The sequence below is a fragment of the Chitinimonas koreensis genome (assembly GCF_014353015.1).
Lineage (GTDB): Bacteria > Pseudomonadota > Gammaproteobacteria > Burkholderiales > Chitinimonadaceae > Chitinimonas > Chitinimonas koreensis.
Genome location: NZ_CP060704.1, coordinates 847,987 through 870,352, shown reverse-complemented (window position 1 = coordinate 870,352; position 22,366 = coordinate 847,987). Strand labels below are relative to the sequence as shown.

Here is a 22,366-nt window from a genome sequence, read left to right as displayed (position 1 = left end):
TCCCCGCCGCTGCGGGAAGCCTCGCGAACGCTCGTCGGCGATTTGAATTGGCTCACGCTCAAGTCCATAACACGCTCCAGCCCCACTGGCCCTACCGAAAGGATTCAACCGTGTACCGCTACATCCAGCGCCTCGCCGGCGCCTGCCTCCTGACCCTGCCGCTGCTGGCCGGCGCCGCCGACATCGCCGCACTCGAGCAGCAGGTCGCCGATACCGAGCGGGCCTTCGCCAAGACCATGGCAGACCGCGATTTCGCCGGCTTCCAGCGCTTCCTCGCCGACGAGACGGTGTTCAACTCGGGCAACAAGCCGCTGCGTGGCAAGGCGGCGGTGGCCGAGGCCTGGAAGCGCTTCTACGCCGAGCCGGCCGCGCCGTTCTCCTGGCGGCCCGAATCGGTGCAGGTGCTCGAATCGGGCACGCTGGCGCTGAGCCGCGGCCCGGTATTCGACCCGGCCGGCAAGGAAGTCGGCCGCTACAACTCGGTCTGGCGGCTCGAAGCCGACGGCTGGCGCATCGTGTTCGACTTCGGCAGCTGACCGCCGGGCCGGCCACGGCGGGGAGCGGCCCCGCCGTGGCACGCGCCACCGTGCTTCAGCGCCAGGCATCGGACAAGGGCCGCCCGGCGCCGGCCCGTTCCGGCGCCAGCCAGCGCGCCAGCAGCGCCGCCACCCGGTCGACGTACGGCGGCTGCAGCATCGTCAGGTGGTTGCCGCCGCTGCGCCATAGCCGCGGCTCCAGCGCGAACGGCCGCCAGCCGTCCAGCAGCGCCGCCCCGTCGCCGTCGGCGAACAGGTGCAGCACGCCGGGATAGACGCCGTCGGGCCGGTAGGCGGTGTTCAGGTTGACGGCGAACACCCGGGCGATGCGCTGCAGCGTCTCCGGCCCGGTCGAGGCCGGCAGCCGGCCGCTCGCCAGCAGGGCCGCATGCAGCCGCGCCAGTTGCGCGTCCGGCGCCAGGCCGGCCAGCTCGGCCCGCCCGACTCCGAGCGGCGCGCCGGGCAGCAGGGCGAACAGCTCGGCCAGCGCGACCAGCGCATCGAGCCGGCCGCGATGCACGGCCTCGCCGCCCGGCGGCTCGGTATCGAGCAGCACCAGCGTGCCGACCTCTTCGCCGGCCGCCACCAGCTGGCGCGCCATCTCGTAGGCCACCCAGCCGCCGAACGAATGCCCGAGCAGGTGGTACGGGCCGTGCGGCTCGGCCGCCCGCAGCGCCTGCAGATAGGCGCGCGCCGCCGCCGGTACGTCGTGGTGCGGCACCAGCCGGCCGCATAGCCCGCGCGGCTGCAGCCCGTGCACCGCCAGGCCCGGCGGCAGCGCCTGGGCGAGGCCGAAGAAGGCCGTCACGCTCGCGCCGGCGCCCGGGATGCAGTGCAGCGTCGCACCGCCGGGCCGGCCGGTCTGGATGGCGATGCGCGGCGCATGGCGTTCCACCGCCGCACCCTCGCCGGCCGCCGCGAGCTGCTCGCAGATGCGCCTGGCCAGCGGCTCGGCATGCGGCGGCGCCACCATCGACATATGGTCGCCGCCGACCGGGATGCGCACCACCGCATCGGCGAGCGCGTCCCAGCCGTCCATCTCCCAGTCGGCCTGCAGGTTCTCGCTGGCCGGGAACAGCGTGGCACGCAGCGGCAACGGCGGCGGGACGTAGTCTTTCAGCGCCAGCTTGAGCGTGTACTGCACCGCCAGGTAGCGCTCCAGCGTCTCGATCGGCAGCTCGGCCGGCAGGAAGCCCGCCGCCTGGCTGGCCCGCAGCATGCCGCGGCGGTCGTCGACGGCGGCGCAGGCGTCGAGCTCGGCGCGCAGCGCGGCCGGGATCTCGTCCGGCAGCCGCGACAGCACGCTGGCCAGCACCGACGGGTCGACCGGCGCCCGGCTCGGCGAATCGATCAGGCCGAGGAATTCGACCGTCTCGTCGACGCCGAGCAACTGGTAGGCCATTTCCCAGGCGACGGTGCCGCCGGCGCACCAGCCGGCGAGGCGGTACGGCCCGTGCGGCTGCACGCGGCGGATCGCCGCGAGGTAGGCGGCGGCCATCTGCTCCACCGACCGCAGCGGCTGCTCGCCCGGCAGGAAGCCGATCGCGGCGAGCCCGTAGACCGGGATGGCGGGATCGATGCCGGGCAGCAGCGCGCCGACGTAGCCGATCTCGCCGAGGCCCGGGTGGATGAAGAACAGCGGCCGCTCGCCGCCCTCGCGCCGGAAGGTCGCCAGGTTGGCCGGCAGCGGGTCCGGCACCGAGCGGCCGATGGCCGCGGCGAAGGCCTGCAGCGTGGGCGCGGCGAACAGCTCGCGCAGCGCCACCTCGATGCCGAGCCGCGCGCGCAGGCGGGCGACCAGTTGCACCGCCAGCAGCGAATGGCCGCCGAGCGCGAAGAAGTCGTCGTGGCGGCCGACCCGGTCGCGCTGCAGCAGCTCGGCCCACAGGCCGGCCAGCTCCGTCTCGAGCTCGCCCTGCGGCGCCTCGTAGGCGCGCTCGGCATAGGCCGCGGCGTGCGGCGCCGGCAGCGCCTTGCGATCGAGCTTGCCGTTCGGCGTCAGCGGGAAGGACTCCAGCCAGACATAGGCGGCCGGCACCATATAGGCCGGCAGCCGTTGCGCCAGCTGGCCGCGCAGCGCCTCGGTCCTGGCCGCTTCGCCGTTGTAGTAGGCCACCAGCCGCAGGTCGCCGGCCCGGTCTTCCCGCGCCAGCACCGCCACCTCGCCGATACCGTCGATCTCGGCCAGCCGCGCCTCGATCTCGCCCAGCTCGATGCGGAAGCCGCGGATCTTCACCTGGAAGTCGTTGCGCCCCAGGTATTCGATCGTGCCGTCGGCCTTCCAGCGCGCCAGGTCGCCGGTCTTGTACAGCCGCTCGCCGGGTTCGCCGAACGGATCGTCGACGAAGCGCTCGGCCGTCAGCTCCGGCCGGTTCAGGTAGCCGCGCGCCAGTTGCACGCCGCCGATATGCAGCTCGCCGGCGACGCCGACCGGCACCAGCTGGCCGAGCGCATCGAGGATGCGGACCACGACCTTGGCGCTCGGCCGGCCGATGCTGCGCCAGTCGCCCACGCCGGCCACTTCCAGCGCGGTGGCGCTGACGGTCGCCTCGGTCGGGCCGTAGGTATTGAGCAAGCGCGGCCGCGAACCGGGACCGTCGAACCACGCCCGCAGCGCCGCCTCGCCGACCGCCTCGCCGCCGATGATGGCCCAGCGCACGCAGGCCGGGATCGGCCGGCGCGCCAGCGCCAGTTGGGTCCAGAACTGCGTCGGCAGGTCGACCACCGCGATGCGCTGTGCCGCGCACAGGTCCCAGAACGTCGCCGCGTCGGCCAGCCAGGCATCGCTGCGCAGCACCAGCGTCGCGCCGCTGGCCAGCGTGGCGAAGACCTCCTCGACCGAGGCGTCGAACGACAGCGAGGCGAACTGCAGCATGCGCTGGCCCGGTTCCAGACCCAGCCGCTGCGCCAATGCCGTCACCTGGTTCACCACGCTGCGATGCTCGACCATCACGCCCTTGGGCACGCCGGTCGAGCCCGAGGTGTAGATCACATAGGCCAGGCTGCGCGCGTCGCCGGCCGGCGCCGGGTCGGTCGCGTCCTCGTGCCGCCAGCGCGGCTCGTCGACCTGCAGGTCGAGCAGCGGCACCTCGCCGCGCAGGCGGGCGACCGCGATGCAGAGCCGGGTCTGCACCGCCGCATCGACCGGGGCGTGGGTCAGCACCGCGACCGGCGCGCTGTCCTGCAGCATGCGGTCCAGCCGTTCCGGCGGGTAGTCCGGGTCCAGCGGCACGTAGGCGCCACCGGCCTTGAGGATGGCCAGCATGGCGACCACGCTGTCGAAACCGCGTTCGAAGCAGAACGCGACGCGGTCGTCGGGCCGCAGGCCGAGCCGGCGCAGGTAGCGCGCCAGCCGGTTGGCGCGTGCGTTCAGTTCGGCATAGCTCAGTCGCGCGTCGCCGTGCACCAGCGCGACGGCGTCGGGCGCCCCGGCGGCCCGAGCCTCGAACAGCGCGTGCAGGCCGGCGCCGGCGGTCGCTCCGCCGCTCGTCGATTCGCCGATCGCAGGGATGCCTGCCGCCGGGTCGTTCCAGTCCGCCAGCAACTGGCGGCGCTGGACCGCATCCAGCAAGGGCAACCGGGCGACGGCCTGCCCGGCGTCGGCCGCCATCGCGGCGAGCAGGGTCGTCCAGTGGCCGAGGTAGCGCTGTACCGTGCCGGCGTCGAACAGGGCCGTCGCGTAGTTCAGCGTGCCGGCGATGCCGTCGCCTTCTTCATGCAGCGACAGCGCCAGGTCGAACTGCGCGGTAGGCCGTTCGGTCGCGATCTCCGACAGGGCCAGCCCCGGCATCGCCAGCTCGCCGGCCGGCGCGTTCTGCCAGGCCAGCATCGCCTGGAACAGCGGCGCGTGGGCCAGGCTGCGCGGCGGCTGCACCGCCTCGACCACCTGGTCGAACGGCAGGTCCTGGTGCTGCTGGGCAGCCAATACCTGCGCGCGGGTCCGCCGCAGCAGTTCGGCTACCGTCGGCTCGCCGGCCAGATCGATGCGCAAAGCCAGCGTGTTGACGAAGAAGCCGATCAGCGGCTCGATCTCGGCGCGGTTGCGGCCGGCGACCGGGCTGCCGATCACGACTTCGTCCTGGCCGGCCAGGCGGCCCAGCAGCGCCGCCCAGCTCGCCAGCAGCGTCATGTAGAGCGTAGTGCCGTGGCGCCGGCTCAGCTCGCGCAGGGAGCGGCTCAGCGCGGCATCGAGCCGCACCTCGAGGCTCGCGCCGGCATGGTCCTGCAGCGCCGGCCGCGGCCGGTCGGCCGGCAGCTCCAGCAGCGTCGGCGCACCGGCCAGCGTGTCGCGCCAGAACGCCTGCTGGCGTTCGAAACGGCCGCCGGCCAGCCAGCCGCGCTGCCAGGCCGCGTAGTCGGCGTACTGGATCGGCAGCGGCGGCAGCGGGTCCGACTCGCCGGCCAGCCCGGCCGCGTACAGCCGGCTCAGCTCGTCCAGGAACAGGCCCACCGACCAGCCATCGGAAACGATGTGGTGCATCGCCACCTGCAGCAGCCAGGCCTGGTCGCCGACCCGCAGCAGCAGCACGCGCACGGGCGGCGCCTGTTCCAGCGCGAACGGCGCGGCGAAATGGGCATCCAGCCGACCTTGCGCCGCGGCCTCGTCCGCGCCGCGCAGGTCCGCCCGTTCGATCGCCAGTTCGAAGCGGTCGAGCACGCGCTGCTCCGGCTGGCCGTCGACCAGCGGGAAGCAGGTCCGCAAGGCCTCGTGGCGGTCGACGATGGCCTGCAGCGCATGCTGCAAGGCCGCGACGTCGAGTTCGCCGTCGAGCCGCACCGCGCCGCCGAGGTGATAGGCCGTGCCGGCCTCGTCCATCCGGGCCAGGAACCACAGCCGTTGCTGCGCCAGCGACAGCGGCAGCGGCGCGCTGCGGTCGGCCGGCGCGATCGCCTCTTCCAACGCGGGCGCCGCGCCGGCGAGATGGGCGGCCAGCTCGCTCAGCACCGGCCGGGCGAACAGCTCGGCCAGCGCCACCTCGGCGCCGAATGCCTTGCGCACGCGCGACAGCAATTGCACTGCGAGCAAGGAATGGCCGCCGAGCTCAAAGAAGTTGTCGTGGCGGCCGATGCGGTCGAGCTTCAGCAGCTCGGCCCACAGCGCGGCCAGCGTGGTCTCGGCCTCGCCCTGCGGCGGCGCGTAGCCGCGCCGGCCGAACGACTCGCCGTCGGGCGCCGGCAGCGCCTTGCGGTCGAGCTTGCCGTTCGGCGTGAGCGGAAAGGACTCCAGCCGCACATAGGCCGCCGGCACCATATGGGCCGGCAGGCGCTGGGCGGCGTGCCGGCGCAGGTGGTCGACATCGGCCGCGCCGCCGCAGTAATAGGCCACCAGCCGCGCGTCGCCGGCGGCGTCCGCGCGCGCCAGCACCACCGCCTCGCGCACGCCGTCGGCCGCCGCCAGCACCGCCTCGATCTCGCCCAGCTCGATGCGGAAACCGCGGATCTTCACCTGGAAGTCGTTGCGGCCGAGGTAGTCGAGGCTGCCGTCGGTCTGCCAGCGCACCAGGTCGCCGGTGCGGTACAGCCGCTCGCCGGGCCGGAACGGATCGTCGACGAAGCGCTCGGCGGTCAGCTCCGGCCGGCCCAGGTAGCCGCGCGCCACGCCGTCGCCGCCGATGTACAGCTCGCCGGCCACGCCGACCGGCGCCGGCCGCAGCGCCGCGTCGAGCACGTGGACGCGGGTGTTGGCGATCGGCCGGCCGATGTCGGGCCGCGGCGCCGATAGCCGCCGCAGCGTCGACCAGACCGTGGTCTCGGTCGGCCCGTACAGGTTCCACAGCACCGGCACGCGCTCCAGCAGGCGGGCGGCCAGGCCCGGCGGCAGCGCCTCGCCGCCGCACAGCACCTTCAGCGGCCGCGGCAGCTCGGGCCACGGCTGCTCCACCAGCATGCGCCAGGTCGACGGCGTGGCCTGCATCGCGCTGGCGCCGCAGCGCTCGGCCAGCGCTCGCAGCCGCAGCGGGTCGGCCGCCTCCTCGCGCGCGGCGATCACCACCCGGGCGCCGCACAGCAGCGGCAGGAAGAGCTCCAGCGCGGCGATGTCGAACGACAGCGAGGTGACCGCCAGCAGCGTGTCGTCGGCCGCCAGCCCCGGCTCGGCGCGCATGGCGCAGAGGAAGTTGACCAGGCTGCGGTGCTCGACCATCACGCCCTTGGGCCGGCCGGTCGAGCCCGAGGTGTAGATCAGGTAGGCCAGCTGGCGCGCATGCTCGCCGTCGGCCGGCAGCGCGGCGGCGGAGTGGCCGGCGATCTCGGGCCAGTCGGCGTCGAGCCGCGTCAGCGGCAGGCCGGCGTCCGGCAGCGCGGCCACCGTCGCGGCCTGGGCCAGTACGCGCGCCGGCCGGGCGTCGGCCAGCATGTAGGCCAGCCGCTCGGCCGGGTAGGCCGGGTCCAGCGGCAGGTAGGCGCCGCCGGCCTTGAGGATGCCGAGCAGGCCGACCACCATCTCGGGCCCGCGCTCGACCGCCAGCGCGACCGGCGCGCCGGGCGGCAGGCCGTGCGCGCGCAGGTGGCGCGCCAGCTGGTTCGAGCGCGCGTCGAGCTCGGCATAGCTGAGCCGCCGCCCGTCGTGCTCCAGCGCGATCGCCGCCGGCGTGCGCGCCGCCTGCGCCTCGATCAGCCGGTGCAGGCAGGTCTCGCGCGGGTAGTCGGCGGCGGTGTCGTTCCAGCCGTCCAGCAGTTGTGCGCGCTCGGCCGCCGGCAGCACGTCGAGCGCGGCCAGCGGCCGTCGCGGCGCCTCGGCCAGCGCCTCGGCCAGCGCGGCCAGCGCCGTTTCCATGAAGTCGCACAGCCGCTCCGGCGCGATCGGCGCACAGGCCTGGGCGGTCAGCGAGAAGCCTTCGCCGTGGTCGTCGACCGCCAGCGTCAACGGGTAGTTGTTGCGCTCGCGGGCCGACAGGAAGGCGATCCCGCCGTCGTCCGCCGTGTCGTCGTCGGCCGCGCTGTAGCGGTAGTTCAACAGCGCGGTGAACAGCGGCGCCTGCGCCGGCAGCGCGCTGCAGCGCTGGGCCAGCGCCAGCGGCGCGTGCTCGTGGCGCAGCAGCTCGGCCAGCAGCGCCTGCACCGCCTGCACGCCCTCGGCCGCGCCGCGCGCATCGATCTCGACGCGCAGCGGCAGCGTGTTCATGAACAGGCCGAGCGCGCGGTCGGCTTCGGCGCCGCCCTGCATGCGGCCGAACAGCACGGTGCCGAACACCACCGTCGCGCGGCCGGTCAGCCGCGCCAGCACCAGCGCCCAGGCCAAGTGCGCCAGCGCGGCCGGGCCGGTGCCGAGCGCGCGCGCCTGCCGCCGCAGCGCCTGCGCCAGCGCCGGCGGCAGCGGCCGACGCGCCTCGGCGACGTCGCGGCCGTCGCCCTGCACATCGACCAGGCCGAACGGTGCGGTCGGCTCGTCGACGTCGCCGAGCATGCGGCGGAAGAAGGCCTCGTGCTCGGCCGTGCTCACCCCGAGCCGAGCCTGCGCCACGAAGTTGCGGAACGGCACCGGCGCCGGCAGCCGCGCCAGCTCGCCGTGCTCGATGGCCTGCGCCTCCTCGACCAGCAGCGCCAGCGTGGTGTGATCGACCGCCAGGTGGTGCGCCAGCACCTGCAGCAGCCAGCGGCCGCCGGCGCGGTCCTCGGCCACCCGGCAGCGCAGCAGCGGCGCCTGGCCGACATCGAGCCGCGGCTGGCCAGCCTCCAGTTGCGCGGCGGCATCGCCGCCGGCCGGGTCGAGCGCGACCCGCTCGATCGGCAGCGCCACCCGCCGCCGCACCACCTGGACCGGCTGCGGCAGGCCGTCCCAGGCGATGCCGGTGCGCAGGATGTCGTGGCGGTCGACCACCTGCTGCAGCGCCGCCAGCAGCCGCTCGAGCCGGGCCGCGCTGCCGAAGGCCAGCAGGTGCGATTCCAGGTAGGCGTCGGCGGCCGGGTCGAGCAGGTGGTGGAACAGCATGCCCTCCTGCAGCGGCGCCAGCGGGTAGATGTCCTGCACGTTGGCAGCGCCGCCGTCGACGCCGGCCACCGCCGCGTCGATCGCGGCCTGGTCGAGCGCGACCAGGGTGAGCATGGCCGGCTCGATGCGCGCGGCGCCGGCCGGGATCAGGTTGGGCGGCACCGCCACGGCGGTTGCGGCGGGCGCCGTGGCGGCCGCCAGCTCGGCCAGCGTGGCGGCGGTGAACAGCGCGCGCACGTCGGCCTGCAGGCCGGCGCGGCGCATGCGCTCGACCAGGCTCACCGCCAGCAGCGAATGGCCGCCGAGCTCGAAGAAATTGTCGTGGCGGCCGACCCGGTCGAGCCCGAGCAGCCCGGCCCACAGCGCGGCCAGCGTGGCTTCGGTCTCGCCCTGCGGCGCCGCGTAGTCGCGCTGGCCGAACGCCGCGCCGTCCGGCGCCGGCAGCGCCTTGCGGTCGAGCTTGCCGTTCGGCGTCAGCGGCAGCGCATCGAGCCGCACCCAGGCCGCCGGCAGCATGTAGTGCGGCAATTGCCGCGCCGCTTCCTGCCGCAGCGCCTCGGCCGCCGCCTCGCCGGCGTAGTAGGCCACCAGCCGCGGCTCGCCCGAGGCGTCCTCGCGTGCGATCACCGCCGCCTCGCGCACGCCGGGCAGCGCCAGCAGGCAGGCCTCGATCTCGCCGAGCTCGATGCGGAAGCCGCGCAGCTTGACCTGGTGGTCGTTGCGGCCGAGGTATTCGATGCGGCCGTCGGCGCGCCGGCGGCCGAGGTCGCCGGTGCGGTACATGGCGGCGCCCGCCTCGGCGGCGAACGGGTCGGCGACGAAGCGCTCGGCGCTGAGATCGGGCCGGCCGAGGTAGCCGCGCGCCACGCCGACGCCGGCGATGTGCAGCTCGCCGACCACCCCGACCGGCACCGGCTGGCCGTGGCGGTCGAGGATGTGGATGCGCATGTTGGCGATCGGCCGGCCGATCGGCGCCGCGGCCGGCAGCGGGTCCTCGACCGCGTCGACCACGCAGCCGACCGTGGTCTCGGTCGGGCCGTAGTGGTTGTAGATGCGCGTCGACGGCGCATGCGCGCGCCACCAGGCCAGCGCCGGGCCCTTGAGCGCCTCGCCGCCGAGCACCAGCGCGGCGACCTTGCCGTCCAGCCCCTCGGCCGGCAGCGCCTGCTGCAGCAGCGCCAGGTGCGATGGCGTCAGCTTGACCGGCGACAGCGCGCGGCCGGCCAGCAGCGCCTGCTGCCATTGCTGCAGGTCGTTGCCCTCGGGCACAGCCGCACCGGCCGGCCGGCGATCAGCGGCGGGTAGAAGCTGGTCAGCGTCAGGTCGAAGCTGAACGAGGTGAAGATCAGCGAGCCCTCGCCGGCGGCCACGTCGAAGCGGCGCGCGATGTCGACCGCGTAGTTGACGATCGAGCGGTGCTCGATCATCACGCCCTTGGGCCGGCCGGTGGAGCCCGAGGTGAAGATCACGTAGGCCAGGTGGCGCGGGTTCAGCCCGATCGCCGCGGCATCGAGGTCGCCGTCGGGCAGGCCGGCCAGCAGCGGCCAGTCGGCATCGAGCGCGAAGACCTCGGCCGCGCCCTGCGGCAGCGTCGCCGCCAGGTGCGACTGGGTCAGCAGCAGCGCCGGCGCCGCGTCCTCGAGCATGTCGCGCAGGCGCTGGGCCGGGTAGCCGGGGTCGAGCGGCACATAGGCGCCGCCGGCCTTCAGCACCGCCAGGATCGCCACCACCAGCTCGATGCTGCGCTCGGCGCAGATCGCCACCAGCCGGTCCGGCCCCACGCCGCGCGCGCGCAGGTGGCGGGCCAGCCGGTTGGCGCGGCCGTTGAGCTCGGCATAGCCGAGGCTGCGCGCGCCGAGCACCACGGCCGGCGCCAGCGGCGTGCGCGCGGCCTGCGCCTCGAACAGCTGGTGGATGCAGCGTTCGTGCGGATAGTCGGCCGCGGTATCGTTCCAGCCCGCCAGCTGTTGCAGCTGGTCGGCGTCGAGCAGCGGCAGCCGCGACACCGCCTGGCCGTCGTCGGCCGCCATCGCGGCCAGCAGCACGGTCCAGTGGCGCAGGTAGCGCGCGGCGGTGGCGGCGTCGAACAGCGCGGTGGCGTAGTTCAGCGTGCCGGCGATCGCGCCGTCGACCTCCTGCAGCGACAGCGTCAGGTCGAAGTGGGCGCCGGCCTGGCCGGTCTCCAGCGCCGCCAGTTGCAGCCCCGGCATCGCCAGTTCGCCGGCCGGCGCGTTCTGCCAGGCCAGCATGGCCTGGAACAGCGGCGTATGGGCCAGGCTGCGCGGCGGCTGCACCGCCTCGACCACCTGGTCGAACGGCAGGTCCTGGTGCTGCTGGGCGGCCAGCACCTGTTCCCGGGTCCGTTGCAGCAGCTCGGCCACCGTCGGCTCGCCGCCGAGGTCGATGCGCAAAGCCAGCGTGTTCACGAAGAAGCCGATCAGCGGCTCGACCTCGGCGCGGTTTCTACCTGCGACCGGGCTGCCGATCACGACCTCATCCTGGCCGGCTAGCCGGCCCAGCACCGCGGCCCAGCTCGCCAGCAGCGTCATGTACAGCGTGCTGCCGTGGCGGCGGCCCAGCGCCTTGAGGCTGAGGCTCAGCGCGGCGTCGAGCCGCACTTCGAGGCTGGCGCCGGCGTGGTCCTGCCGGGCCGGGCGCGGCCGGTCGGACGGCAGCTCCAGCAGCGTCGGCGCATCTTTCAGATTGTCGCGCCAGAACGCCTGCTGGCGTTCGTAGCGGCCGCCGGCCAACCAGTCGCGCTGCCAGGCCGCGTAGTCGGCGTACTGGATCGCCAGCGGCGGCAGCGGGTCCGGCTCGCCGGCCAGCGCGGCGGCGTAGAGCCGGCTCAGCTCGTCCAGGAACAGCCCGACCGACCAGCCGTCGGACACGATGTGGTGCATCACCACCTGCAGCAGCCAGGAGCGGTCGGCGGCCTGCAGCAACAGCACGCGCAGCGGCGGCGCCTGTTCCAACGCGAACGGCGCGGCGGAATGGGCCTCCAGGCGGCGTTGCGCCGCGGCGGCGTCCGCGCCGCGCAGATCGGCCTGCTCGATCGCCAGTTCGAAGCGGTCGAGCACGCGCTGCAACGGCTGGCCGTCGACCAGCGGGAAGCAGGTGCGCAAGGCCTCGTGGCGGTCGACGATGGCCTGCAGCGCATGCCGCAGGGCCGCGGCATCGAGTTCGCCGTCGAGCCGTACCGCGCCGCTCAGGTGGTAGGCCGCACCGGCGTCGCCGAGCCGGCCGAGGAACCACAGCCGTTGCTGGGCCAGCGACAGCGGCAGCGGCGCGCCGCGGTCGGCCGGGACGATGGCGCCGAGCTGCGCCGGCGCCGCGCCGCCCAGTTGCGCGGCCAGCTCGCTCAGCACCGGCCGGGCGAACAGCTCGGCCAGCGGCAGCTCGACCGCGAAGGCGGTACGCAGGCGCGACAGCAATTGCACGGCCAGCAGCGAGTGGCCGCCGAGTTCGAAGAAGTTGTCGTGGCGGCCGATGCGGTCGAGCTTGAGCAGCTCGGCCCACAGCGCGGCCAGCGTGGTTTCGGTCTCGCCCTGCGGCGCCTCGTATTCACGCTGGGCGTAGGCCGTGCCGTCGGGCGCCGGCAGTGCCTTGCGGTCGAGCTTGCCGTTCGGCGTGAGCGGGAAGGACTCCAGCCGCACATAGGCCGCCGGCACCATGTAGGCCGGCAATTGCTGCACCGCGTGGCGGCGCAGGGTCTCGGCATCGGCTGCCTCGCCGCCGAGGTAGTAGGCCACCAGGCGCTTGTCGCCCGGCACGTCCTCGCGTGCCAGCACCACCACTTCGCGCACGCCGTCGAGCGCGGCCAGCCTGGCCTCGATTTCGCCCAGCTCAATGCGGAAGCCGCGGATCTTCACCTGGAAGTCGTTGCGGCCGAGGTATTCGATCGTGCCGTCGGCACGCCAGCGCGCGAGGTCGCCGGTCTTGTACAGGCGCTCGCCGGCCGCACCGAACGGGTTGTCGACGAAGCGTTCGGCCGTCAGCTCCGGCCGGTTCAGGTAGCCGCGTGCGACACCGGCACCGCCGACGTACAGCTCGCCGGCCACGCCGATCGGCACCGGCTGGCGCTGGCCGTCCAGCACGTAGAGCCGCAGGTCGGGGATGCGCACGCCGATCGGGCTCGGACCGGGTCGTTCGGTATCTGTCGGTTGCAGCGGGCAATAGGTCACGTGCACCGTGGTCTCGGTGATGCCGTACATATTGACCAGTTGCGTCGCGCGATTGAGGGGCCGGGCGTACCAAGGCTTCAGCGTGCGCAGCTCCAGCGCTTCGCCGCCGAACACCACGGTGCGCAGCCGGTGCGCCAATCCCCCCTCGCCCTGTGCAGCGATCAATTGCTGGAAGGCGCTCGGCGTCTGATTCAGCACCGTCACGCCCTCGTCGCACAGCAGCCGGTAGAACTCGGCCGGCGCGCGCGCCATCGCCAGCGGCACCACCACCAGGCGGCCGCCGTGCAGCAGCGCGCCCCAGATTTCCCATACCGAGAAGTCGAAGCCGAACGAGTGGAACAGCGTCCAGACGTCGTCGGCGCCGAAGCCGAACCAGGCGTCGGTGGCGCCGAACAGCCGCACCACGTTGCGATGCTCGACCATCACGCCCTTGGGCACGCCAGTCGAGCCGGAGGTGTAGATCACGTAGGCCAGGTGCTGGGGCGTGACGTTCGTGCTGTCCGGATTGCCGATCGAGGCTTCCGCCCAAAGCCCGGCATCGGCCTGCAGGTCGATCAGCGGCAGATCGACATCCGCGCCGAGCGCCGCACGGCCGACCTCGTCGACCAGGGCCAGCACCGGCCGGCTATCGGCCAGCGTCGCCGCCAGCCGGTCCGAGGCATAGGCCGGGTCGAGCGGTACGTAGGCGCCGCCGGCCTTCAGCACGGCCAGGATCGCCACCACCATCTCCAGCCCGCGTTCGACGCAGATGGCGGCCAGCCGGTCGGGACCGAGGCCCTGCGCGCGCAGGTGATGGGCCAGCTGGTTGGCGCGTGCATTCAATTCGGCATAGCGCAGTCGCTGCGCGCCGAAGGTCACCGCGATCGCATCGGGCGTGCGGGCGGCCTGGGCCTCGAACAAGTGGTGCAGGCAGGCTTCGGCCGGATAACGGTCTGCTACCGCTGCGGTCGTCGCTTCGCCGACCGTCGTGTCGTTCCAGTCCAGCAGCAGTTGCCGCCGCTGCACCGCATCCAGCAGCGGCAGCCGGTCGATCGGCTGCATCGCGTCGGCCACCATCGCCGCCAGCAGCGTGATCCAGTGGCCGAGGTAGCGCTGCACCGTGGCGGCGTCGAACAGCGCGGTCGCGTAGTTCAGCGTGCCGGCGATGCCGTCGCCCGATTCCTGCAGCGACAAGGTCAGGTCGAACTGGGCGGTGGTCTGCGCAGTGTCCAGCTCGGTCAGCGTCAGTCTCGGCATCGCCAGCTCGCCGGCCGACGTGTTCTGCCAGGCCAGCATCGCCTGGAACAGCGGCGTATGGGACAGACTGCGCAACGGCTGCACGGCCTCGACCACCTGGTCGAATGGCAGGTCCTGATGCTGCTGGGCGGCGAGGACTTGCGCCTGGGTCCGCTGCAGCAGCTCGGCCACGGTCGGTTCGCCGGCCAGGTCGATGCGCAGCGCCAGCGTGTTCACGAAGAAGCCGATCAAGGGTTCGATCTCGGCGCGGTTTCTACCCGCGACCGGGCTGCCGATCACGACTTCGTCCTGGCCGGCCAGGCGGCCCAGCACCGCGGCCCAGCTCGCCAGCAGCGTCGTAAACAGCGTGGTGCCGTGCCGCTGGCTCAGCGCCTTAAGGCCGCGGCTCAACGCAGTATCGAGCCGCAGGTCGAGACTCGCGCCGGCGTGATCCTGCCGGGCAGGCCGCGGCCGGTCGGACGGCAGTTCCAGCAACGTCGGTGCGCCGGCCAATGTGTCGCGCCAGAACGCCTGCTGGCGTTCGAAGCGGCCGCCGGCCAGCCAGCCGCGTTGCCAGGCCGCGTAGTCGGCGTACTGGATCGGCAGCGGCGGCAGCGGGTCCGGCTCGCCGGCCAGCCCGGCCGCGTACAGTCGGCTCAGCTCGTTCAGGAACAGGCCGACCGACCAGCCATCGGAGACGATGTGGTGCATCGCCACCTGCAACAGGTGCTCGTGCTCGCTCAGTTGCAGCAGCAGCACGCGCAAGGGCGGCGCCTGCTCCAGCGCGAACGGCCGCGCGAAATGGCTGGCCAGTTCGCGCCGCGATCCGGCATCGTCGCCGCCGCGCAGATCCGCCTGTTCGATCGCCAATTCGAAACGGTCGAGCACGCGCTGCACCGGCTGGCCGTCGACCAGCGGGAAGCAGGTGCGCAGCGCCTCGTGACGGTCGACGATGGCCTGCAGCGCATGCTGCAAGGCCGCGACGTCGAGCTCGCCGTCGAGCCGCACCGCGCCGCCGAGGTGATAGGCCGCACCGGCCTCGTCCATCCGGGCCAGGAACCACAGCCGTTGCTGCGCCAGCGACAGCGGCAGGCGGCCGCCGCGGTCGGCCGGCGCGATCGCCTCTTCCTGCGACGCCGCCGCGCCGCCCAGATGGGCGGCCAGCTCGCTCAGCACCGGCCGGGCGAACAGCTCGGCCAGCGCCACCTCGGCGCCGAACGCCTTGCGCACGCGCGACAGCAATTGCACCGCGAGCAAGGAATGGCCGCCGAGTTCGAAGAAATTGTCGTGGCGACCGATGCGCTCGCGTTCGAGCAGCTCGGCCCACAGGGTAGCCAGCGTCGTCTCCGCCTCACCCTGCGGCGCTTCGTATTCGCGTTGGGCATAGGCCGTGCCGTCGGGCGCCGGCAGCGCCTTGCGGTCGAGCTTGCCGTTCGGCGACAGCGGGAACGCTTCGAGCCGCACATAGGCGGCCGGCACCATATAGGCCGGCAATCGTTGCGCCAGCTGCTGGCGCAAGGTCTCGGCATCGACCGCATCGCCGGTGCAGTAGGCCACCAGGCGCAGATCGCCTGGCGTGCCAGCGACCGACCCGTCCTCCCGTGCCAGCACCACCGCCTCGCGCACGCCGTCGATTTCAGCCAGCGCCGCCTCGATCTCGCCCAGCTCGATGCGCAGGCCGCGGATCTTCACCTGGAAGTCGTTGCGCCCGAGGTAGTCGATCGTGCCGTCGGCATTCCAGCGCGCCAGATCGCCGGTCTTGTACAGGCGATCGCCGGCCGCGCCGAACGGATCGTCGATGAAGCGCTCGGCCGTCAGCTCCGGCCGGTTCAGGTAGCCGCGCGCCACCTGCACGCCGCCGATGTGCAATTCGCCGGCCACCCCGATCGGTACCGGCTGCAGCCGCTCGTCGAGGATGTGGATGCGCGTGTTGGCGATCGGCCGGCCGATCGGCACCGTCGCGCGCGCGTCGTCCGGCCGGCAGGGCCAGGCCGTCACGTCGACCGCCGCCTCGGTCGGGCCATAGAGATTGTGCAGCCCGGCCCACGGCAGCCGCGCCAGGCATTGCCGCGCCAGCGCGGCCGGCAGCGCTTCGCCGCTGCAGAAGATGCGCGCGACGCTGCGGCACCGGTCGGCCGCGTCGCCGGCCAGGAAGGCCTGCAGCATCGACGGCACGAAGTGCAGCGTGGTCACCCCGGCCGCCTCGATCAGCCCGGCCAGGTAGGCCGGGTCCTTGTGGCCGCCAGGCCGCGCCAGCACCAGCCGGGCGCCGGCCAGCAGCGGCCAGAAGAATTCCCACACCGAGACGTCGAAGTTGAACGGCGTCTTCTGCAGCACCACGTCGTGCTCGCCGAGACCGTAGGCCTCCTGCATCCACAGCAGCCGATTGACCACGCCGCGATGGGCGTTCATCACGCCCTTGGGCTTGCCGGTGGAGCCCGAGGTGTAGATCACGTAGGCCAGTTGGCCGTCGTCGAACGGCAGGTCCAGGTCGTCGGCCGCCAGCGCCGACCATTGCCCGGCATCCGCCAGCAGATGCAGCCGGGGCACGCCGCCCAGAGCCACATCGGCCAGCGCCGCGGCGCCAGCCGCATCGACCAGCAGCGCCGCCGGCGCGCTGTCGCGCAGCAGCTCGGCCAGCCGTTCGGCCGGCAGTTCCGGGTCCAGCGGCAGGTAGCCGCCGCCGGCCTTCAGCGTCGCCAGCAGCGCTTCGACCATCGCCGTGCCGCGTTCGGCGCAGACCGCCACCGGCCGGTCGGCCGCCACGCCGAGCGCGGCCAGCCGCCGCGCCAGCCGGTTGGCGCGCGCGTTCAGGCCGGCGTAGTCGAGCTGCGCGCCGTCCGCCTCCAGCGCGATCGCGGCCGGGGTGCGGCGCGCCTGCGCCTCGAACAGCCGGTGCACGCCGAGACCGGCCGGATACGGCCGCGCGGTGGCGTTCCACTGCTGCAACTGCGCCGACTCGGCCGGCGGCAGCACGTCGAGCGCCGCCGCCGGACGCTGCGGCGCGTCGCGCAGCGCCGCGACCAGCTGCGCCAGCGCGGCGACCATGAAGTCGCAGACGCGCTCGGGCGCGACCGGCGCGGCGGACTGCACGGTCAGGCCGAAATCCTCGCCGAAATCGTCCACCGACAGCGTCAGCGGGTAGTTGGTGCGCTCGCGGCCGAGCAGGATCTCGATCTCGTCGTCGCCGCCGGCCGCCGCGGCCGGTGCGGCCGCTTCGCTGTAGCGGTAGTTGAGCAGCGCGGTGAACAGCGGCGCCTGCGCAGGCACGGCGCTGCAGCGCTGGGCCAGCGCCAGCGGCGCATGCTCGTGGCGCAGCAGTTGCGCCAGTTGCGCATGGGTCCGGAGCAGCCGTTCCGCCACGCCGAGTGCGTCGACGTCGATGCGCAGCGGCAGCGTGTTCATCAGCAGGCCGAGCGCACGGTCGGCCTCGGCGCCGCCCTGCATGCGGCCGAACAGCACGGTGCCGAACACCACCGCGCGGCGGCCGCTGGCGCGTGCCAGCACCAGCGCCCAGGCGAGGTGCACCAGGCTGGCCGGCCCCATGCCGTGCGCGCGTGCACCCTGCCGCAGCGCGCGCGCCAGCGCCGGGTCGAGCCGGCGCTGTGCCTCGGCGACGGCGCTGCCGTCGCCCTGCACGTCGAGCAGGCCGAACGGCGCCGTCGGCGCGTCGACGTCACCGAGCATCTGCCGGAAGAAGGCCTCGTGCGCCGCCTGGCCGGGCCCGAGCCGGGCCTGGGCGACGAAGTCGCGGAACGGCACCGGCGCCGGCAGCTGCGCCAGCCGGCCCTGCTCGATCGCCTGCGCCTCCTCGATCAGCAGTTGCAGCGCGGTATGGTCGATCGCCAGGTGGTGGACCAGCACGCTGAGCAGCCAGCGGCCGCTGGCCGGGTCCTGCGCCGCGTGGCAGCGCAGCAGCGGCGCCCGGGCCAGGTCCAGCCGGTAGCGCAGCGGGTGGTAGCGCGCCTGCAATTGCTCGGCCGCGTCGCCGCCGGCCGGGTCGAGCGCGACGAATTCGACCGGCAGCGCGGCGTGCCGCCGCACCACCTGCACCGGCTGCGGCAAGCCGTCCCAGACGATGCCGGTGCGCAGGATGTCGTGGCGGTCGACCACCTGCTGCAGCGCCGCCAGGAAGCGGTCCAGCCGCGGCCGCGCGGCGAAGCCCAGCAGGTAGGACTCGGCGTAGACATCGCCGGCCGGGTCGAGCAGGTGGTGGAACAGCATGCCCTCCTGCAGCGGCGCCAGCGGGTAGATGTCCTGTACGTTGGCGGCGCCGCCGTCGACGCCGGCCACGATCGCGTCGATCTCGGCCTGCTCCAGCTTCACCAGGTTCAGCAGCTCGGGCGTGATGCGCTGGGTGCCGGGCGCGATCAGCCGCGGCGGCGCGGCGCGGCCGGCGCCGCCCTGCCGCAGCAGTTCGACCAGGGCCGCCTTGTTGGCGCGCAGCTCGGCGATCAGGGCGGCATCGGCCAGCGCGGCCTCGTCGCCGCTGACGGCGAGCTTGTCGCCCTTGAGGGCCAGCGCCACGCCGCGCGCCTCCAGCCGGGCCAGCAGTTCGGTAACGGTCGCGGGAATAGCGGTCACAGCAGGATTTCCTTCAGTTTGCGGGTTCCGGCCGCGAGTTCGGCCAGGGTGGGCGCCGTGAACAGCAGCGTCACGTCGGCTTGCAGGTCTTCGCGCCGCATGCGCTCGACCAGGCTCACCGCCAGCAGCGAATGGCCGCCCAGTTCGAAGAAGTTGTCGTGGCGGCCAACGCGCTCGACGCCGAGCAGCTCGGCCCAGATGCGCGCCAACGCGGCCTCGGTCTCGCCCTCGGGCGCCGCGTAGGCCGGCTTGGCCAGCGCCGCGCCGTCGGGCGCCGGCAGCGCCTGGCGGTCGAGCTTGCCGTTGGGGGTCAGCGGCAGCGCGGCGAGCCGCACCCAGGCCGCCGGCACCATGTACTGCGGCAGGCCCTGCAGCGCGTGCTGGCGCAGCGCCTCGGCCGAGGGCGCCTGCGCGCCGGTGTAGTAGGCGACCAGGCGCTTGTCGCCGGGCGCGTCCTCGCGCGCCAGCACCACCACCTCCTCCACGCCGTCGGCGCGCGCCAGCCGGGCCTCGACCTCGCCCAGCTCGATGCGGAAGCCGCGCACCTTCACCTGGAAGTCGTTGCGGCCGATGAACTCGACCTCGCCGTCGGGCCGCCAGCGCGCCAGGTCGCCGGTGCGGTACATGCGCGCACCAGGCACGAACGGGTCGGCCAGGAAGCGCGCGTCGGTCAGCTCGGGCAGGTTGAGGTAGCCGCGCGCCACGCCCTCGCCGGCGATGTGGAGCTCGCCGGCGACGCCGACCGGCACCGGCTCGCCGTGCGCGTCGAGCAGGTACATGCGGGTGTTGGCGAACGGCCGGCCGATGCTGACGCGGCTGGCGGCCGGGTCGTGGCGGACGTAGGCGGCGCTGCACGAGACGGTGATCTCGGTCGGGCCGTAGGTGTTGATCAGGCCGGTCGCGGCCGGCCGCAGCGCATCCCACTGCTGCAGCTTGTGCGGCGACAGCGCGTCGCCGGTCACGTTGACCAGCCGCACGCCGTCGAGCTGGCCGGTATCGGCGCCCGGCCGGCTCCACTCGCCGACCAGGCTGTGCCAGTGCGCCGCGGTCAGGTGCACCATGGTCGGCGCCGGGCCCGGCCGGTCCTGGCCGCGCACCAGGCCGAACAGCTCGGCGCTCGGCAGCAGCGTGGCGCCGGACAGCAGCGCCGGCAGGCTCTCCTCGATCGAAAGGTCGAAGTTCAGCGAGTTCTGCTGCAGTACCCGCTCGCCCGGGCCGAGGCCGAACCAGTCGATCGCCGCCAGCGTGTAGTTGACCAGGCCGCGGTGCTCGATCATCACGCCCTTGGGCCGGCCGGTGGAGCCGGAGGTGTAGATCACGTAGGCCAGGTGGCGCGCGTTCAGGCCGACCGCGCGCGGGCTCGGGTCGTGCTCGGGCTGGCGCTGCCATTGCGCCGCGTCGGCCTCCAGGTCCAGCACCGGCAGCGGCCGTTCGAGCCAGCGCTGCAAGGCCGGCCGGGCGGCGCTCGAACACAGCGCCGCCACCGGCGTGCTGTCGCGCAGCATGTAGGCGATGCGTTCGCCGGGGTAGTCGGGATCGAGCGGCACGTAGGCGCCGCCGGCCTTGAAGATGGCCAGCAGGCCGACCAGCATCGGCGCGCCGCGCTCGGCGCACAGCGCCACCCGGGCGTCGGGCAGCACGCCGAGCGCGCGCAGGTGGTGGGCCAGCCGGTTGGCCTGGCGGTTCAGCTCGGCATAGCTCAGCCGGCGCTCGCCGTCGTCGATCGCGATCGCAGCGGGCGTGCGCGCCGCCTGCGCTTCGAACAGCTCGTGCACGCAGCGCTCGAGCGGCAGCGCGCGGGCGGTGTCGTTCCAGTCGACCAGCAGCTGGCGGCGCTGGGCGGCGTCGAGCAGCGGCAGGCGCGACACGGTCCGGCCGTCGTCGGCCGCCATCGCGGCCAGCAGCACGGTCCAGTGGCGCAGGTAGCGCGCGGCGGTGGCGGCGTCGAACAGCGCGGTGGCGTAGTTCAGCGCGCCGGCGATCGTCTCGCCGTCCTCGCGCAGCGACAGCATCAGGTCGAACTGGGCGGTCGGCAGCTCGGCCTCGACCTCGGCCACCGCCAGGCCCGGCAGCTCGAGCCGGCCGCGCGGGGTGTTGTGCCAGTCGAGCATCACCTGGAACAAGGGCGTGTGGGCCAGGCTGCGCGGCGGCTGCACCGCCTCGACCACCTGGTCGAACGGCAGGTCCTGGTGCTGCTGGGCGGCCAGCACCTGTTCCCGGGTTCGTTGCAGCAGCTCGGCCACCGTCGGCTCGCCGCCGAGGTCGATGCGCAGCGCCAGCGTGTTGACGAAGAAGCCGATCAGCGGCTCGACCTCGGCGCGGTTGCGGCCGGCGACCGGGCTGCCGATCACGACTTCGTCCTGGCCGGCCAGGCGGCCCAGCACCGCGGCCCAGCTCGCCAGCAGCGTCATGTACAGCGTGCTGCCGTGGCGGCGGCCCAGCGCCTTGAGGCTGCGGCTCAGCGCGGCGTCGAGCCGCACGTCGAGGCTGGCGCCGGTGTGGTCCTGCCGGGCCGGGCGCGGCCGGTCGGACGGCAGCTCCAGCAGCGTCGGCGCATCTTTCAGGGTGTCGCGCCAGAACGCCTGCTGACGTTCGAAGCGGCCGCCGGCCAGCCAGCCGCGCTGCCAGGCCGCGTAGTCGGCGTACTGGATCGCCAGCGGCGGCAGCGGGTCCGGCTCGCCGGCCAGCGCGGCGGCGTAGAGCCGGCTCAGCTCGTCCAGGAACAGTCCGACCGACCAGCCGTCGGCGGCGATGTGGTGCATCACCACCTGCAGCAGGTGCTCGCGCTCGTCCAGCTGCAGCAGCAGCACGCGCAGCGGCATCGCCTCGGCCAGCGCGAACGGCGCGGCCGCATGGCCGGCCAACCGCCGCTGCGCCTCGGCCTCGGGCCGGCCGCGCAGGTCGTCCCACTCGATCGCCAGGCAGGCGCCGGCCAGCACCTGCTGCACCGGCCGGCCGTCGACCAGCGGGAAGCAGGTGCGCAGCGCCTCGTGGCGCTCGACCACGCCCTGCAGCGCGCGCGCCAGCGCATCGCGCTCGAGCACGCCGCGCAGCCGCACCGCGCCGCTCAGGTGGTAGGCCGCGCCGCCGTCGTCGAGCCGGCTGAGGAACCACAGCCGCTGCTGGGCCAGCGACAGCGGCAGCGGGGCGCTGCGGTCGGCCGGCGCGATCGGCTCCATCGGCGCCGGCGCCGCGGCGGCGAGCCGGACGGCCAGCTCGCTCAGCACCGGCCGGGCGAACAGCTCGGCCAGCGGCAGCTCGACCGCGAAGGCGGTGCGCAGGCGCGACAGCAATTGCACCGCCAGCAGCGAGTGGCCGCCGAGCGCGAAGAAATCGTCGTGGCGGCCGATGCGGTCGAGCTTCAGCAGCTCGGCCCACAGCGCGGCCAGCCTGGTTTCGGTCTCGCCCTGCGGCGCTTCGTATTCGCGCTGGGCATAGGCGGCGGCGTCGGGCGCCGGCAGCGCCTGGCGGTCGAGCTTGCCGTTCGGCGTCAGCGGGAAGGCCTCGAGCCGCACGTAGGCGGCCGGCAGCATATGGGCCGGCAGCCGCCGCGCCAGCGCCTGGCGCAGCGTCTCGGCCGCCAGCGCCGCGCCGCTGTAGTAGGCCACCAGCTGCAGGTCGTCCGGCATACCGCCGCCCGCCGCCGCGCCGCGCGCCAGCACCGCCGCCTCGCGCACGCCGTCGACCGCGGCCAGCGCCGCCTCGATCTCGCCCAGTTCGATGCGGAAGCCGCGGATCTTCACCTGGAAGTCGTCGCGGCCCAGGTATTCGATCGTCCCGTCCGGCAGCCAGCGCGCCAGGTCGCCGCTGCGGTACAGCCGCTCGCCGGGCCGGAACGGATCGTCGACGAAGCGCTCGGCGGTCAGCGCCGGCCGGTTCAGGTAGCCGCGCGCCAGACCGTCGCCGCCGATGTACAGCTC

The 22,366-nt window shown here is 74.0% G+C and carries 4 protein-coding genes (1 of these 4 cut by a window edge); 1 reads left to right on the top strand and 3 read right to left on the bottom strand.

Annotation, left to right across the window (positions count from 1 at the left end; genetic code table 11):
• Window positions 1-110 precede the first annotated feature (110 nt).
• Complete coding sequence (locus tag H9L41_RS03520) at window positions 111-536, top strand: YybH family protein (protein ID WP_084300231.1); 426 nt, start codon at window positions 111-113, stop codon at window positions 534-536.
• Window positions 537-591: 55 nt separating this feature from the next.
• On the opposite strand, the gene H9L41_RS24340 is transcribed toward H9L41_RS03520, so the two are convergent.
• The 3 genes in view from H9L41_RS24340 to H9L41_RS03510 are tightly spaced (each overlapping or abutting the next) and all read right to left on the bottom strand, a layout consistent with a single transcriptional unit that may run on beyond the window.
• The gene (locus H9L41_RS24340; RefSeq protein WP_265583928.1) at window positions 592-9,735 is read right to left on the bottom strand and encodes a non-ribosomal peptide synthetase; all 9,144 of its coding nucleotides are present in this window, start codon (window positions 9,733-9,735) and stop codon (window positions 592-594) included.
• Window positions 9,660-18,446 carry a non-ribosomal peptide synthetase gene (locus tag H9L41_RS24335; protein WP_308419584.1) on the bottom strand — a complete coding sequence of 2,929 codons (8,787 nt, stop codon included), beginning with the start codon at window positions 18,444-18,446 and terminating at the stop codon, window positions 9,660-9,662. Before H9L41_RS24335 ends, H9L41_RS24340 begins: the two co-directional genes overlap by 76 nt.
• On the bottom strand, window positions 18,443-22,366 hold the 3' end of the coding sequence (locus tag H9L41_RS03510) for a non-ribosomal peptide synthetase (protein ID WP_308419651.1). The gene runs 8,388 nt beyond the window's last position; 3,924 of the gene's 12,312 nt are visible here — the last part of the coding sequence; its start codon lies off the right edge, out of view; it ends in the stop codon at window positions 18,443-18,445. The genes H9L41_RS24335 and H9L41_RS03510 overlap by 4 nt, the downstream gene beginning before the upstream one ends.